This is a genomic window from Chroococcidiopsis sp. (assembly GCF_051657925.1).
Classification (GTDB): domain Bacteria; phylum Cyanobacteriota; class Cyanobacteriia; order Cyanobacteriales; family Chroococcidiopsidaceae; genus Chroococcidiopsis.
In genome coordinates, this window is record NZ_JBOFLP010000058.1 from 1 (window position 1) to 14,741 (window position 14,741).

Annotated in this window: 19 protein-coding genes; 17 read left to right on the forward strand and 2 right to left on the reverse strand. The window is 42.3% G+C overall.

The features are described from left to right. The first annotated feature begins 93 nt into the window (after positions 1 to 93). From ACRC32_RS04240 to ACRC32_RS04275, 8 genes are all read left to right on the forward strand, one after another. Positions 94 to 1,572 (forward strand): hypothetical protein, encoded by a 1,479-nt coding sequence (locus ACRC32_RS04240; RefSeq protein ID WP_438552808.1) that lies wholly within the window; start codon positions 94 to 96, stop codon positions 1,570 to 1,572. Then, entirely contained in the window at positions 1,569 to 1,883 is a 315-nt protein-coding gene (locus ACRC32_RS04245) for a hypothetical protein (protein WP_438552809.1), read from the forward strand. Before ACRC32_RS04240 ends, ACRC32_RS04245 begins: the two co-directional genes overlap by 4 nt. Then, positions 1,880 to 2,233: a low affinity iron permease family protein gene (locus tag ACRC32_RS04250; protein ID WP_438552810.1), complete on the forward strand. Its 354-nt coding sequence runs from the start codon at positions 1,880 to 1,882 to the stop codon at positions 2,231 to 2,233. The genes ACRC32_RS04245 and ACRC32_RS04250 overlap by 4 nt, the downstream gene beginning before the upstream one ends. Positions 2,234 to 2,260: 27 nt before the next feature. Next, a complete protein-coding gene (locus ACRC32_RS04255; protein WP_438552811.1) occupies positions 2,261 to 2,542 on the forward strand; it encodes a hypothetical protein in 282 nt (93 codons plus the stop codon). Between the two features lie 68 nt (positions 2,543 to 2,610). Further along, entirely contained in the window at positions 2,611 to 3,336 is a 726-nt protein-coding gene (locus tag ACRC32_RS04260; RefSeq protein ID WP_438552812.1) for an HNH endonuclease, read from the forward strand. Beyond that, positions 3,336 to 5,555 carry a hypothetical protein gene (locus tag ACRC32_RS04265; RefSeq protein ID WP_438552813.1) on the forward strand — a complete coding sequence of 740 codons (2,220 nt, stop codon included), beginning with the start codon at positions 3,336 to 3,338 and terminating at the stop codon, positions 5,553 to 5,555. Before ACRC32_RS04260 ends, ACRC32_RS04265 begins: the two co-directional genes overlap by 1 nt. Positions 5,556 to 6,363: 808 nt before the next feature. Further along, positions 6,364 to 6,819 (forward strand): hypothetical protein, encoded by a 456-nt coding sequence (locus tag ACRC32_RS04270; protein WP_438552814.1) that lies wholly within the window; start codon positions 6,364 to 6,366, stop codon positions 6,817 to 6,819. A 116-nt stretch (positions 6,820 to 6,935) separates the two neighbouring features. Further along, complete coding sequence (locus ACRC32_RS04275) at positions 6,936 to 8,090, forward strand: hypothetical protein (protein WP_438552815.1); 1,155 nt, start codon at positions 6,936 to 6,938, stop codon at positions 8,088 to 8,090. Positions 8,091 to 8,460: 370 nt separating this feature from the next. On the opposite strand, the gene ACRC32_RS04280 is transcribed toward ACRC32_RS04275, so the two are convergent. Then, on the reverse strand, positions 8,461 to 9,180 hold the full coding sequence (locus ACRC32_RS04280; protein WP_438552816.1) for an HNH endonuclease signature motif containing protein: 720 nt from the start codon (positions 9,178 to 9,180) through the stop codon (positions 8,461 to 8,463). Positions 9,181 to 9,270: 90 nt separating this feature from the next. Here ACRC32_RS04280 and ACRC32_RS04285 point away from each other — a divergent pair, with 90 nt between their 5' ends. The 6 genes from ACRC32_RS04285 to ACRC32_RS04310 all read left to right on the forward strand — a co-directional run bounded on the left by ACRC32_RS04285 (position 9,271) and on the right by ACRC32_RS04310 (position 11,571). Then, positions 9,271 to 9,465: a hypothetical protein gene (locus tag ACRC32_RS04285; protein WP_438552817.1), complete on the forward strand. Its 195-nt coding sequence runs from the start codon at positions 9,271 to 9,273 to the stop codon at positions 9,463 to 9,465. A gap of 2 nt (positions 9,466 to 9,467) precedes the next feature. Further along, positions 9,468 to 10,115: a hypothetical protein gene (locus ACRC32_RS04290; protein WP_438552818.1), complete on the forward strand. Its 648-nt coding sequence runs from the start codon at positions 9,468 to 9,470 to the stop codon at positions 10,113 to 10,115. A gap of 1 nt (position 10,116) precedes the next feature. Further along, entirely contained in the window at positions 10,117 to 10,350 is a 234-nt protein-coding gene (locus tag ACRC32_RS04295) for an Acb2/Tad1 domain-containing protein (RefSeq protein ID WP_438552819.1), read from the forward strand. A 9-nt stretch (positions 10,351 to 10,359) separates the two neighbouring features. Then, entirely contained in the window at positions 10,360 to 10,770 is a 411-nt protein-coding gene (locus ACRC32_RS04300; RefSeq protein WP_438552820.1) for a ComEA family DNA-binding protein, read from the forward strand. Positions 10,771 to 10,876: 106 nt separating this feature from the next. Next, the gene (locus ACRC32_RS04305) at positions 10,877 to 11,125 is read left to right on the forward strand and encodes a hypothetical protein (RefSeq protein WP_438552821.1); all 249 of its coding nucleotides are present in this window, start codon (positions 10,877 to 10,879) and stop codon (positions 11,123 to 11,125) included. Between the two features lie 245 nt (positions 11,126 to 11,370). After that, positions 11,371 to 11,571, forward strand: a complete 201-nt coding sequence (locus ACRC32_RS04310) for a hypothetical protein (protein WP_438552822.1) — start codon at positions 11,371 to 11,373, stop codon at positions 11,569 to 11,571. Here ACRC32_RS04310 and ACRC32_RS04315 read toward each other — a convergent pair. After that, positions 11,568 to 12,557, reverse strand: coding sequence for an HNH endonuclease (locus ACRC32_RS04315; protein ID WP_438552823.1), 990 nt, complete (start codon positions 12,555 to 12,557; stop codon positions 11,568 to 11,570). The two genes, ACRC32_RS04310 and ACRC32_RS04315, sit on opposite strands and share 4 nt — an antisense overlap. Before the next feature lie 111 nt (positions 12,558 to 12,668). On the opposite strand from ACRC32_RS04315, the gene ACRC32_RS04320 reads away from it, so the two are divergent. From ACRC32_RS04320 to ACRC32_RS04330, 3 genes are read left to right on the forward strand one after another with little or no spacing between them, the layout of a single operon-like run. Further along, positions 12,669 to 13,148, forward strand: a complete 480-nt coding sequence (locus tag ACRC32_RS04320; protein ID WP_438552824.1) for a hypothetical protein — start codon at positions 12,669 to 12,671, stop codon at positions 13,146 to 13,148. Continuing rightward, positions 13,135 to 13,482, forward strand: a complete 348-nt coding sequence (locus ACRC32_RS04325) for an HNH endonuclease (RefSeq protein WP_438552825.1) — start codon at positions 13,135 to 13,137, stop codon at positions 13,480 to 13,482. Before ACRC32_RS04320 ends, ACRC32_RS04325 begins: the two co-directional genes overlap by 14 nt. Further along, entirely contained in the window at positions 13,388 to 14,740 is a 1,353-nt protein-coding gene (locus ACRC32_RS04330) for a hypothetical protein (protein WP_438552826.1), read from the forward strand. The genes ACRC32_RS04325 and ACRC32_RS04330 overlap by 95 nt, the downstream gene beginning before the upstream one ends. Position 14,741: the final 1 nt, after the last annotated feature.

The window sequence follows — 14,741 nt, forward strand, 5'->3', positions numbered from 1 at the left end:
AAAACATTTTATGCCTTTTATGCTACTAATAACTCCTTATCTATTAGGATTGGCAAATGGATTTAGCTTGGCAAAATTAGCAAAGCGTAAATAATGCCAGTTCGTACCTACAAACCAGCTCTAGCTAAAGCGCGCTACATGGTGCAAAACTCTGTAGTAGAATCATCGCCACCAGAAGCGATCGCAGCACGAGAATCGTTTGCAGAGTTTAGAAGATATGTTTGCAAGCATGAAACTTTTTTCCATCACTATGTTTGGGATAGAGCGTTAAATACAGGAGAGGATAGTAAATGCCTCAAGGGAATTGCAGGTACTAACGAGCTAATACTAGCTCCGCGCGGCTCTACAAAGTCAACGTATTTAGTAGAATGGGTAGCTTTTCAGATTGGGCAGCAGACGGCTCCCGATGTCAAGCTACCCATCAAAATATTATACGTCAGCTACACGATTGACGTGGCGATGCAAAAGAGCGTTCAGATTAAACAAATCCTCGAATCTCCTGAATATCAGCGCGTTTTTCCTTGGGTGCGTCCTGGAGAGAAATGGAGCGATAAACAATGGGTCATCGATAGGAAATGGGCTGGATTATCTACTATTGACGAACCTTACACTCTCGCTTGTAGCGGGTTAAAAGGAGCAACTACCTCGAAGCGTTCACATTTAATTTGTCTAGACGATTTAATCAAATCTCCAAAACAAATTGAATCTCTCGCTATTCGTGAGGAGATGGCAGGAAACTGGACAAATGTAGTACGCCCGACTATGTTTGAAGGAGGTAGAGCGGTTTGCTTAGGTACGCGAATGCTTCCTACAGACATCTATGAAACTGATTTCATTCCTCAAAAAGGATGGCAGCAGTTAATTCAATCTGCAATCCTGACCGATGAATTAGGAGAAGAAAAGAGTTATTGGGAAGAAGGTCAATCACTTAAATTCTTACAAGAAACTAGAGAGCTAGATCCGATTGCGTACAGCTTTCAATATCAAAACATTGTCGTCAGAGTATCCGAGCAAAGCATAGATCCAGATTGGATTATTTCTGGAGAGATACCAGATATTGATGAGTTTGATTCACTGGTTTTAGGCTTGGATTTATCCTCTTCTATTAAAGAGAGAGCGGATTACACGGTAATGATTCTCGGAGGTAGGTTAGGTAACAAATTTTACATTATTGATATGCGTAGAATGCGTTGCATAGGTAACATTGAAAAATTGGATGCAATCATCGAATTGTGGCGAGATTGGGAATGCCCTAGGATAGATATTTGGACGGAGAATGTAGCTTATCAAGGTTCTATTGCAGGAGATTTCACAACCTATGTAATTAACGATTGCGGCATCTACGATTTAACCTGCACTCCCGTACCTGCTAAAGGAGATAAACTAGCAAGATTAAGAGGAGTAAGCGGATTATTTCAGAATCGGTTGGTTGTTTTTAACCAGTATGCCATGCTTGGTAGAGTTAAAGACGAATTAATCAACTTTGGAAGCATCGATCATGATGACGCAATGGATGCGCTGATATACTGTTTGCAAGGCTTGAGAGCTAGAAGAAAATTGGAGGTCGCATGACGTTTTCAGAAGAACAAGAGCAAAAACTTTTACAAATAGAAGTCATTTTGAAAGAGCATTTTGAGCAATTGAAAGATTTTGCTATTCAGAATCTTTTTAAAACTGGTAGAGGTGCAATTGTTGCTGAGCTGAAAGAAAGTAGTGATTGGATGGGATTGCGGTACGCTCCGCTTGCAGAAATTCAATCAGGAAAGAGTCAGGTACATTTGTCAATGAAAAAAGCAATTGAGGATTACATTCCTGAAAGGCAAATTGTCATCCTAGCAGGTAATTCAGCTAGTTCGGGATTGTTCGTACTTGAATGCACATGAATGAGTTTTTCCGCAAATTTGCTACGAAATCGGCTCAAGCAATGGGAACTCCTTGGGCATTCCTTGCTGCTCTAGCTAGCGTAATTGTTTGGGCAACTAGTGGACCATACTTTAAATGGAGCGAAGCGCATCAACTCGCGATTAACACGGGAACAACCGTAATTACCTACCTCATGGTTTTTCTCGTCCAAGCTTCTCAAAATCGCGATTCTAAAGCAATACAGACAAAGCTTAACGCTATTTTGGCAGCACAGGAAGGAGCAAGTAATAAGTTAATCGATCTGGAAAATCAAGCTGAGTCAGAATTAGACTCAGCAGTTGAAGAAATCAAATCTATGAGGGATGATTAGTTAGTACAGAAATACTTAATAAGAAATATGCTACCTGAAGAACATCAAGGCGAACCTTCCGCAGCAGCAAGCTCCTCATCTCAAATCGACGCTACTGATAAAGCGACAGAACCAGTAGTGCCAGTATTTAATCCAGAAGAAACGCAACCTACTCCTAAATCCTATGTTGATGACTTAACAATTGTGACACCTGAAGCAGAGCAATTAGAGGAGGTAAAAGGAGAGGAATCGAAAGAGGAAGTACTCGCAGCAGAGCAAGGAGAAACTTTTGAAGCGAAGTTGGAAGCTGAGGAAGAAGAGGAAGAGTGATAAAATTTACATAGCTCCTGCGTGTTGGTAGCACCAGGAGCGCGGTCAACCTAAGACGAGTAGGCGACATGGATAATTTTGACACATCCAAGTATTTCTCGGGGAGTTTGTGCAAGCGTAACCACAATTGGAATGGTACTGAACAGAGTTTGAGGTATTTAAGCAGTAAGAACTGTATTCAATGCCATCAAAAACATTATCAGGAAAACCAGGAAGATATTAAAAAGTATGCATCAGAACATTACTCAAGAAATAAAGAGAGAGTTAATAAACAAAGAAGAAAATATCGCGCTAAGAAGAGAGAATATTTTAGGAAGTATTACGCAAGATACTACGCTGCGAACAAAGAGAGTATCAAAAAATACAGAGCAGATTATCGCAGCAAAAATAAGGAGCGTGTAAAGCTATGGATTGAGAAATGGGAAAAAAGCTTTAAAGCAAAAATAGCTAATCAGCGAAAGCGGGAAAACCGTAGAAAAATCAAAAGAAATAACTACTCTTTTCCATACACCTCAGAGCAACTTAAACAAAGGTTTAAGGATTTTGACAATAAATGTGTTTACTGTGGTGAACTTGCTACATCAATCGATCATTTCATCCCTTTGAGTAAAGGAGGTACAGATACACTAAGCAATTTAGTTCCGGCTTGTTGCCGATGCAATGGTAGGAAAACTGATTTCGATCCAGAGCTTTGGTACAAATCTCAATCATTTTTCTCCAAAAATCGTTGGCAAAACATTCTACGCATATTAGGATTAAGTGAAGCAACAATAGGTCAATTATCCCTCTTTTAATGAGTTTAGAATCACTTATTGACGCAGCAGTTAATAGAGACGGTAAGAGCGGCGGTGATAGCACCGTTGTTGCCGTCGATCTAAGGCAAAAAATAGAATTTTCTGTCAGAGGAGGAAATGTTGAGTTTTACCCAGGACAGGATGATGAGAAGGATACTCGCAAAAAATTCATAGCTAAAGTTTTTAAAGATAACAGATTAAGCCAACGTTTAGAATATGCGATGTCATTATTTTTGACGAAAGGCGAGGTACTTTGGCTGGTATTGCCTGGCGAAGACGGAGGCTACTGGATTGATTTTTTTGCAGGAGGAGAGACGAACGCAGATTGTGAATATAAAATCTTCTACAAGCCAGGTGGGAGAAAGATTGATTCTGTCATCATCGCTTACGCTTATCGGACTGTAGCAGAAGCGGGAGGATTTGAGATCGAGCGCTGGGTAAGATTGCGAATTACTGAGGAATTCATCGAGCAAGCAGATTTACCGCACAAACCAGCGATGAACGGGTTAAATCCGCAATTTAACTACGATGGGACTTACGCAAATGTCGCGCAGTATCCCAACCCATTTGCTCCTACCATTCCTGTCGTAATTTGCCCGAACAATCCCAAGCGATCGGGACAGCAAGGAACGAGCGATTATCACTGGTTACGAAATCAGATTGAAGGGCATGAGTCGGATGTCCGTCACATCCGCCGCAACCTGAAATTCTTTGGCAATCCGACTTTAGTAACTACGCGATCGCCATCCGAAGTTACGCAAGCTGTTAACAATGGGTTACAAAATCCTACCTGGGCGCAGCAACAAGGATATGTAGATGGTTTTGGCGATGCATTTTCAAGTAGTAGCAGAGTTGCAGATCCGCTTACCCGCCGCGCACCTGGATATGGTGGAAGCACACAGGAGCGGATTGCTGAGATTATTGGCGGAGTAGCAGAAGGTGAAAGATTTGGATATATCGTTCCCGATCCGGTTACGGGAGATCTCAATCAATTTCAGCGACAAGAGCGCGAACTTATACATTACGCGCTGGGGGGTATTGACCCTTTGGGAATTAGCTCAGGAGCTACAGCGTTTGAGATCAAAACCCTTTTCGGTCGGGTTGAGAATACCGCTGACGGGAAAGCTGATGGTCTGTATACGCATGGTCTTGCTCTTGTCTTCGAGCAAATCCTTTACTTTGAGGAGCGTTTATTCAAGGATTCGCTATTTCTAGGAATGATTGAAGCAGAACCGAAAAGATGGAAAAGATTGCAAGATCCAGCCCAAATTACCGACGATATCGCTTTTGTCATCTATCAAGCGTACCAGCAAGGACAAATCAAATTGTCGCAGGAACCGCAAGGCTTAATACCTCTGGGCGATCGCACGATTAACTGGAGATATACCCGCCCAGTCTTCAAAAACAGCACTAGAGAAATGCTCGATTTGAGTATTGCTGCTCGTAATGCGAGAGAGGATGGATTATCTCAAGAATACTGCTTGAGACTTCAACATCCAGACATGACCGATAAGGAAATCAGCGACGTGATGAGCGGTTTTTCTCCAAGAGTAGTAGAAAATGCTGGAAATTCGTTGCAATTGCTAATACAGTTGTATCAGCAGTTCATGCAGATGCCAGATCCAGCAGATCCAAATATGCCTTGGGGTATCAGGTTAGGGATCGGAGAAATGCTCGACCAAGCTTTACTCACGTTACAAAAAGAATTGCAATACGGGAAACCAAAGTATGACCCAGCAGAATCCAACCCAACAATTAATGATGCCGCCGCCAGGTTACGGCTATCAGGGGGAGGTAATACAGCTACCGCAGCAACCCCAGCAACCCCAGCAACCCCAGCAACAGACACAACTGCAACCTCAAACAGTAAACCAAAATCTCCCACAGATTACCCAGCCTACAGTCCTACCGCCTCAATGGTTGCCTACGGCTTACCAGCAAGCGCCCCAGTACCAACAACCCAACCAGCTTACGGAACTGGGCAAGATCATCGATTTTTTGCGGGAGCGAGAAACGCGACAATCCCCGCCCCAGGTGCAACCGTCGCCGCAAACCCAGGATCAGTTCAGTCCGTTGGGTACGGCAATCGCGATTCCGAGAGCGCCGCAAGCATTTCAGCAGGAATACCAGCAGAATTTATCAGCAATCCCTACTTATGGAGTCTCTACGCCGATTACAGCAGCGCAAGCAACTCCTCAAACAGGAAGCGCAAACGTTAATCTACCGGTAACTCAATCTCCTCAAACTCAGCAGCAGAGCGAGTTAGAGCAGATACGGCAAGCTAATCAAGTATTGAATCAGCTCGTCACTGGTCTGAGAAATGAAACTGCTCTAGCAGCGCAGATTATCCAGCGGTTACAGCCAGCGCTACAGCAGCAAATCCAGTTCAGCAACTATCAGCATCAAATTATCGATTACCTCAGCACGTTTGTGCTAGGAGAAACTGCACTGGCAGAATTCAGTCACGGTCAAGATTTACTGATCGATATGCTGGCGGGAATGCTAGCAGATCCGGTTTATATTTTGTACTGGGCTTTTGAATTGTGGTGTCAATCAAAGCTTACACCTGAATTCATGGAAGTGTTAAGCCAAGCATATTTGAAGCTATCTGAATTAAACCCGCTACCAGGACAGCAAACTCCAACCGAAGCGGATGCATTAAAACGGATCGCACAAATGCAGCAGCAAGTTAACAGCAATCCATCTCTGCAACCGCAACAACCGCAACAACAGCAACCGATGCAGACATTGCCACAGGTACAGCAGGATACACAGACGCAACAGTTGCAGCAAATGCAGCAATTAGCTCGACAGCAGAATGGGTTTCAGCGCCCAGCCGTCCCCGCTCCTCCGATTCCCGCGCAGAATGGAGCAGCGCAAGGATGGAACGGAGTACGGCAGAATATGCAACAAGGCAACATATTACAAGCTTTGCGGAGTGTAGATACGCTATCGCCGCAAGATTGGCGAGAAATGTTTAACAACTGATAACTAATAACCATTAACTGATAACTAGGAGGAACAAACATGGCTGGATTTTTAACAGCAGCGGGTGGAGCAGCAGCAGGAGCAAATACTTTACTTCAGCAAGGAGCGAATTTACTATCAAGTGGAGCAACCGCTAAACAAATATTCGATCACTTTACTGGTGGTGGATATGGCGGCACTAACATGAATGCTGGCAATATCGGGACGGTACAAGGGCAAACACCTTACGATCCAGCGCAGATGATCGGTGTCAGTCAAAATGCTAGTAACCAAGATTTAAATAACTTGGGAACGCTAGGCGATCGCATGTTCTATCGCAATGAAGCAGCAAACGATGCCCGCAGACAAGCAAACTTGGTTAATGATGTAGCAATAGGAGACATGGCAAACCGCGCTAATGCAGCTGCTAACGTCCTTAATTCCTACAACCAAGCTCGACAAACTAATGCTAATTTCTTGGCTAACTTACAAGCTGCTGGATTAACTCAAAGGTAATCATTAATTAAGCTCTAAGATATTCGCTACAACATCTTAGAGCTATTGAAAGGAGCAATAAAACAGTTTGTTTCCCTGATGTATTTTAGCCGAGTACAAACGTATTAGGGAAATAAATGACATTTGATGACGATTTTCCAATTATTCTGATCCGCGAACTAGTCCGTCCTAGACCGCAATATATAGCGCGATATGTCGTACAGCCGCAATTCGTCTGGGATGCAAATTTGCAGCGCGGCAAACAAGCGCAGATGGATCGGTACAACTACTTCGGCGATGATGGATCGCTGACTTACGAGGCTAGAATCAGACAGCCGAAGCAGATTATCGGTACTTCTAATCAGCGTCAGATTACCAAAGAAAAGGTAATGGTAACGATTAACGAATTAACAGGACCATCCAAAGGAGATCCTAACGATCCTAATGCTCCTGGTAACTTGACGCTGGATTACGAAACAATTCAGCTAGCACAGCGGATGCTTTACGATCCGACTGCGTTCGATAATCCGATGCTAGCTTACCAATTCCATCAGAGTATTGGTAGCTTGACATTGCTGGATGATTACCAGCGCTGGCAGGATCGGATTTACATGAACGAGCTGCTGAAAAGCACTTATATCTACAATCCTGGCGATGTTCCTGATGGTGGAACTTATCTTAATGGTCCTCCTAAAATTGATATCCGCAACGATTTAAACACGATCGCGGAGCAGATGGAAACCCGCAACGTTCCCAAGTTTGACGATGGGTATTACTACGGCTTACTCTCTCCTCGGATGCTGAAACATTTTAGGCAGGATGAGGATTTCCGTAGAGTAGCAGCTGTAGCGAGTTACGTTCCATCCGAGTACGTGCAAGATCCACGCATTTTCGCTCCTGCTCGGATGCCGCCAGCAGGAATCAATTATCAAACTCAACCTAACCAATTGATATTTCAAGGGATGGGATTCAATCAAACTGGGTTTGGTAATGCTTCTATGCCAGTCGGAATTATCTTTGAAGGCTTCCGGTTGTTTATGAGTAATAACTTGCCTACAGCAGTCGTGCCAATGACGTATACAAACAGCGCGAATCCGACTCGTCATCCTACAGGGTTAGCGAATCGTACCGCTTATTTGGGAATTTTTATGGGTAAAGAAGCTTTGGGCGAAGCTTTAGCCACTCATCTCCCAGTGCGCGTCAAAAAGAACGAAAACTCGGACTATGGTTATGCTTATTCAAACAATATTGTCGCTTTCCGACGTACTGTTTCATTAAGCTCGGCTACCTAATTCGGGAACGGATTAGTGCAAACGGGGTGAATTGCTGGAACCCGTAACGTAGAGACGACGGCAATCAGCAGCCAAGCATCAAGTACACTTGATGAAGGTTCAGAGACTACTGGAGGAGTACAGTCTCCTTAATAACCAGATTTAGCGCCCCGCATCCAGAACGGATGAAGATATAGTCCAACCCTTGGGAAACCAAGATAGGAGTTGCGATTCCTGATCCTTGTGTGGCAATGCTTTATGGGGCTTCAATTGCTGAATCCTAGCTTTGTAGAAATTGCCAGAACTTTTGGAGATTGATAACTGGTTTACTTATGTTGTACTTGTCACAAGTGTAACAGGTAAACCAGCAAAAGTCAATTTTTAGGATGGGTTAATCAATGTGTTTCCAAATCTTTCCTTTCTTAATACTGCTGATGATAGTAGGAGTAACTTTGAACATTGAAGCTATCGCTACCTGGGTCATTACTCCTTCTTTTAAAAATTTCTTGATTCGGATAACATCGGCTTTGGTTAGTTTGGATAAATGGCATCTTTCACCTTGCATTCCTCTAACCTTTTTGACCATGTCTTGCATATTGTCAAAACCAGTTCCTATTGATAGGTGTTTTGGATTTACACAGGTTGGGCGATCGCAGAAATGTAGAATTACCATACCCTCTGGTATAGCTCCAACAAATAGCTCGTATGAGTATCGATGCGCTCGAACTGTTTTTCCATGTTCGGGAACGAAAGCACTGTATCCATCGCTGAAGCAGCAACCTAGCCAATCCCAACAGTCTCCTGTTCCTAATCCTGGTGTCTTGTCTATTTTGGATAGGAATCTATCATCAGATGTAGGAACTGGAATCAATTCGATGTGGTTAACGTTTATACATAATCTGTTTTTGCAGCTATGTGCAATCGTCATTCCATCGGGAATACTTCCTTTTTTTACCTGGTACATTGCTTTAGCAACATCGCTGCTTAATCCATGTTTGGCAAGTGTACTGAAAATCGGCGCACCACTTTTTACTTGCCCTTTCCAAATTTTGCAATCGTTCAAATCTTCTGCTCTGCTCCAAACTCTTTGGAGAAGTTTCTCACTTATCATGAAATTACAGCCTTCCTTATTAAGGTTGTCACCCCCCGACCGTTCGCAGCGGTGCGGGGATTTGATGTATCAATTGTAACCTATGCAGACATGGAAACAGAAGTAACACAAATCAATTTGTACAAAGATGGAGATGCATGGTGCGCGTTAATTGGAGATGACATTCAATCGGGTACTTGTGGTTTTGGTCAGACGAAATCCGATGCTCTCAGAGCGCTTGCGATCTCACTCAATCTAAACTCAACTCCTGCAATTATCGAACCAAATACATTTAGGAAGGATTAATCATGCCGAACAGAATCGATCCAGCTAACGTATCTCAGCAACCTCTATATGGTTGGGCAATGCAATCAGCAATGTTAGAGAAAGGTTTAGATACCTATCAATTTGCAGGATGGGCAAAACTCGATACTACACTCAGAAACGAGATTGAAATTGTACTGCCATCTCATCAACGCAGGAAAGCAGATAAACCGTTTACTATTCCTAGCGGCGCAACAATTTACAGAATTGGGTTACGCTTACCCCGCGCCTTAAGAGCGGATGAGGATACTAAATATGGCATCTTACCCAAAGGAGCAACCATCATCGGCACGACAGGCGAGAATCTCAAAGTTGCTTCTACGACTGCTGCTCATACTGCTACTTCTCCTGCTATTGTTGCTGCTAGTAACTCCTATCTACCGAATGCTAGTGCTGTACTTTGCATCAATGAATGGCAAGCATTAACAGGGCAACTGCAAACTTTAGGAGCTGATACTACTTACAAAATCTATTGCTCGAATGCTGGCAATACAGCAGCAGGAAATGGAATCAGAGTCAGTAGTGGAGAAGCTTATGTAATTGCAGAAATCTGCTTCAAAATGGCAGCAGAAGCATTAGATTTTGAAAGAACAGGATATCCTTATACACCATTTACACAATCAGCAATTTGATATGGATTTACCAATTGAAGAATACTTCCGCTATCATCCTCCAGGAACAGCAGAACGTAAGCGAAAGCACGACCTAATTAATCAATTGTCTATGGAGTTTGCTAAAGCTCTCAGTTTGGAAATTGTAGACGAAGATTGCAAAAAAATGGCTTTGTTTGCTCTACAACAATGCCGTATGTTCGCGAATCAAGGCATTACAGTAGATGAGTTGAAGCAGTTCAGAACACAAAAATAGTTGAGTAATATGCAAGCAGGAAACATCCATTTACCATTCCTTCCAGGCGATGTAGTCTGGCAATCCAGCCGAGCGAGAGAGATCGTTTTAGGTACTGCATTTTCAAGTGGTGGCAGAATCATTTGGAATGCTACCTATGGCGATGAAACTTTCAACGTCCATGAGAGCGATATCAGATCTGTACCCAAATTAGAAGCACCGCTCAAGGAAGGCGATCGCGTTGCCATAAACAAAGTTCCTCATACCGTGCTGCGCGATGCGTTTCCTGGATTACCTGGAGGTAAAGGAGTTGTAGCAAGGAAGATTGTCAAAGAGCGCGAGGATAACGGCGATTTCAAATCGATTGAGGATTTGCAGAATCGGATGGGATTGAGCCAGGTTAATTGGATCGAAGTAGGAGGCAAGCTAGATTTTGGTTGAGAAAAAAAAATTAAAAAAAGCTCGAAATTTTTCCTTCCCTAACCCCAACCGCCACCCCCTAGAGTATAAGAAAATTACCAAGAATGCAACAGAAGTAACATAAGTTATGGTCTCTTTGACTCCTGAAGACAAATCACGGGTACGATTTCACCTTAATTATTCAGCCTTAGATAGCATTCCTGATGGTGATGCTATGAGGCTAGAAACTGCCATGGATCGTATTCGCGATAATTCAACTGCCAACTATATTCGATTCATGTTGGATGCGTTGGATGATATATTCAACAACCTCATGACAGGTGAAACGTTTGATTCTCGACAATTAATTCAGGGTAAATGTTGCCCCCTAGCTTAGGGATAAGTTAGGAAAATGGGGTGAATTCAGGAAAATCCTAACGTAAAGTCGAGGGCGATCCTGAGCCAAGCTACAAAGGATAACCAATGGTTGTAGAAGGTGCAGAGACTACGGTGAGCGGAAGCGATAATCCGACAGCGCCCCGCCTCTAGAACAGAGGATGATATAGTCCAGTCTTTTGGGAAACCTTAAGGAAACTAGACATCAATCGGTCAACTGTAGTCGAGACCCCGAATGATTGGCGCGTGTGGATCGAGCAGTATTACAAACGCTGCGATATGCTTGCTCAAGTTTTGAACGTTGCGGGATATCATCGTCCTGCTGAAGCGCGTTATAGATTTCAAAGGATGGGAAGTGTATCTGTCTTTCCTCCTTTTGGACATCCGCTAGGACCAGCAGACACAGCTATAGGAGGAAAAATAGATTTATCTATGAACTATGCTTAAAATAGCGGAAGTTGACCTTTGCAAACAAGCTTACCCAAATGCTGCTCGATTTTTCGCCATCGCTTAATTGAATAAAAGGATTGCTTCTCATACCAAGCTTTACCTTCAGCGTTAAACTTACTCATGTTGCAGTTTTTGCAAGCTGGCAAGAAATTACTGAGCGTGTCGCTACCCCCTTTTGACAAAGGCAACCAGTGGTCAATTTGAATTCCTGATGAAGAACAGCCGCAATAAGCACATGAATTATTAAACTTTTCTCGCAATTGTTTAATGTCTTTTTTAATGTAAGGAGTACGATGAACTTGCCTATCTCTAGCGCGTCGATTTCTGCTACCTTTAGCTTGTGAAATTTTACCAGCTTCGGTTTGAAGATACTGCTTACGCATAGCTTTCACTTCTGGTCTTTGAGAGTAAAGTTTTATTCTTACTTTGTAATCTTCACGCTTTATCTTTTCTCTCGCTCTTGCACAAATTTGTTCTTTGTTTAGTTCGCTGTAACGTCTATTTTTCTCTCGTAGTTCTTCTCTATGTTTTTCCCTGTAACGAGCTTTAATTTCTTTTATTAGTTCAGAATTTGCTTGAGCATAAAGCTTACAACGTTGTAGATGTCCTTTTTTATTTGCTTGGTAGCGTTCCTTCAAAAAATTCTTTCTACATTCTACGCAGCTACCTTGCAATCTATACCTTAAGCTCTTTCCTGTCTCGTTCCAATCGTGATTATTTTCACACAACGTAGACAATTTAAAAACCTTTACATCTATTCCATTTTGGATTAACTGCTCGTTCCATTCATCTCGAAGTGCTGCTTCTTTTTTAGCTCTATCTTGTCTTGCTTTTTGTAAAGCAGCGTTAGGCATCTGCATACAAGCTACACAATGTTTATTACCTTTTGACCTTAAACTTTGTCCCGCGTTCTCCCATTCATGTTTATTTTTGCAAAGCTTTCCCAAAAAGTATTTTTCAGTATCAAATGCTAAGCTATTCATATCAGCTAACTATCCTAGTTGATCGGCTTGAGGATGTTACTAGCATCGCTCAAGCATTACGTTAATTTTACCATTTTACTGGTATAAAATTAGACCTATTCTTATGAAGAAATGACTAACGGATCTATTACACCATCTCCTAATGTTTCTCCAATCTTTATCCGCACTCCTCAGCTAACTTCGGTAAAACTTGCAGCTCAAACCGCAAACCGCGATCCAGGTTCCTCTGTACCGGAACTGCTCTACACCGGAGGAGCAGCAGGCGGATTAATCGAATCCATCGAAGTTTACCCGCTTGGAGTTAACGTAAAGAGCGTACTACGTTTGTACTACACTCAACCTTTTAAAACGGGATATTTTCTATTTCGAGAAACAGTTTTACCAGCGATTACAGCAGCAGTAAACGATGATGTATTGACGGGATATCCGATTCGAGTAGCGTTACCAAAAATCTTAGCTCCAGCATCGCCTAACCCTGCTGTACCGAATGATGGATTGAGAGTGCCAGCGGGTATAGAGATTAGATGTGCGCTAGGAGTAGCGATCGCAGGAGGAGTAATTGTGACATTAACAGGCGGTGATTACAATTAAAAAACCAGGGAAACGAGCGAGACAGAAGGAGTACAAAGCTTATCTAGCATCTCCTTACTGGCAAGCAGTAGCAGCAGCAGTTATCAATCGCGATCGCAAATGTACCAAATGCGGAGCTACCAAGCGGTTAGAAGTTCACCATCTCAGTTACGCGCACAGAGGACAAGAACACCTTTACCTACAGGATTTGACAACACTTTGTAGATCGTGTCACAAACAGCATCACAAGCAATTAAAAGATGCCCAAAAAGCTCGGAGACACGGGAGATTTCAAACCCCGAAAACTCCCAAAACCAAAAGCAATCGGCGATTACAAACCAGGAAATCGGTTTAGCTTCCGCGTACTTGGAGATAAACCAAAACCAGATAACGATTGCGGCGAGATTACCATACCTGATTACACGCGCAACAATAAAAATGTAGGTAGAGCGCAAGGTTTTGCAGTAGAGTATTCAGGCGGACAAATTGAAAATTATAAAAAACAATATCCTAGATTTGAAAGAGCAATTGCGTTAAACGACGATGGAAGAGTTGAATCTGATAATGGAGTTATTAATTATTTATTTTGTTCGCATTCTTCCCCTACAGGCTATTGGTCGGTTACGATTACGCCTCCAGTACCTCCTAGTTACTATATTGAAGCTGGCGATCCTCTAAATATTATTTGTCCTGCTCCATTTGTCATCGAACAAGTTGAATCAAATGCTAGCGAGTTTGTTTGGAAACAATTGTCGGGACGAACGGTTACAATTGAGCCAGTAAATGTTATTAATCCAGAAATTAATATCCTTGACGATCCTAGAAGTATTCAACCTATTCGATTAGAAATTTCTGTTTTAAACCAACCGGAAATAAAAGACGAACTTACCATCTATACTACTCCTACAGATATTATTGATAGTTTGTCTTTTACTCCTGGTAGAGGAATTATTAATGTACCTTTAGACTGTCAACTTGTCGAGCTAACAATAGCTCAGGTCAATCCGCCAAATTCATCGCGAAATGCATATTTTTACGAATGTACTTCAGAGCGCAAAAGATACTTTGGATGGAAAAATCCAACTTGCGATGCTGACAAACTAGTTGGCTTTATAATTCAAAAAACTACTTCTACACAAGCTTACTTTGACGTTCAACGCTACTCGATTACTGATTTAAGATTGTTTGTTGCTGATATTGGAGTGCAATACCGCATCCTCTCTATTTTTCAGCTTTTTAATTCGACTCAAATAATTTCTAAAACTTATTTCTCTTTCGCAGACACCGGAGCAAATGCTAATAGTCTACTATTGGCAGATGACACATTTTGCAATAAGCATTCTAGCTATTTAACTACCGAGAATGAAACAACTTTTTATCTACCTAGATGGTCGAAGTACGAGTTAACTAGATTGCCGCTTAACCGTCAACTATTCAATTTTTTCGATGATTTTAACGATATATCGAAGCGAACTCAGTTTAATTCTTTAGGACAAGTAGGAAGAGGAGCGCAAGTAGGAGATAAGACAGTTGAGATTTTTTTCTTTGGATTTCAGCTTAACGGATCGTACGCAATTACTCGGTTAAAATTAGGTGGAGTCATTATCGGATAGG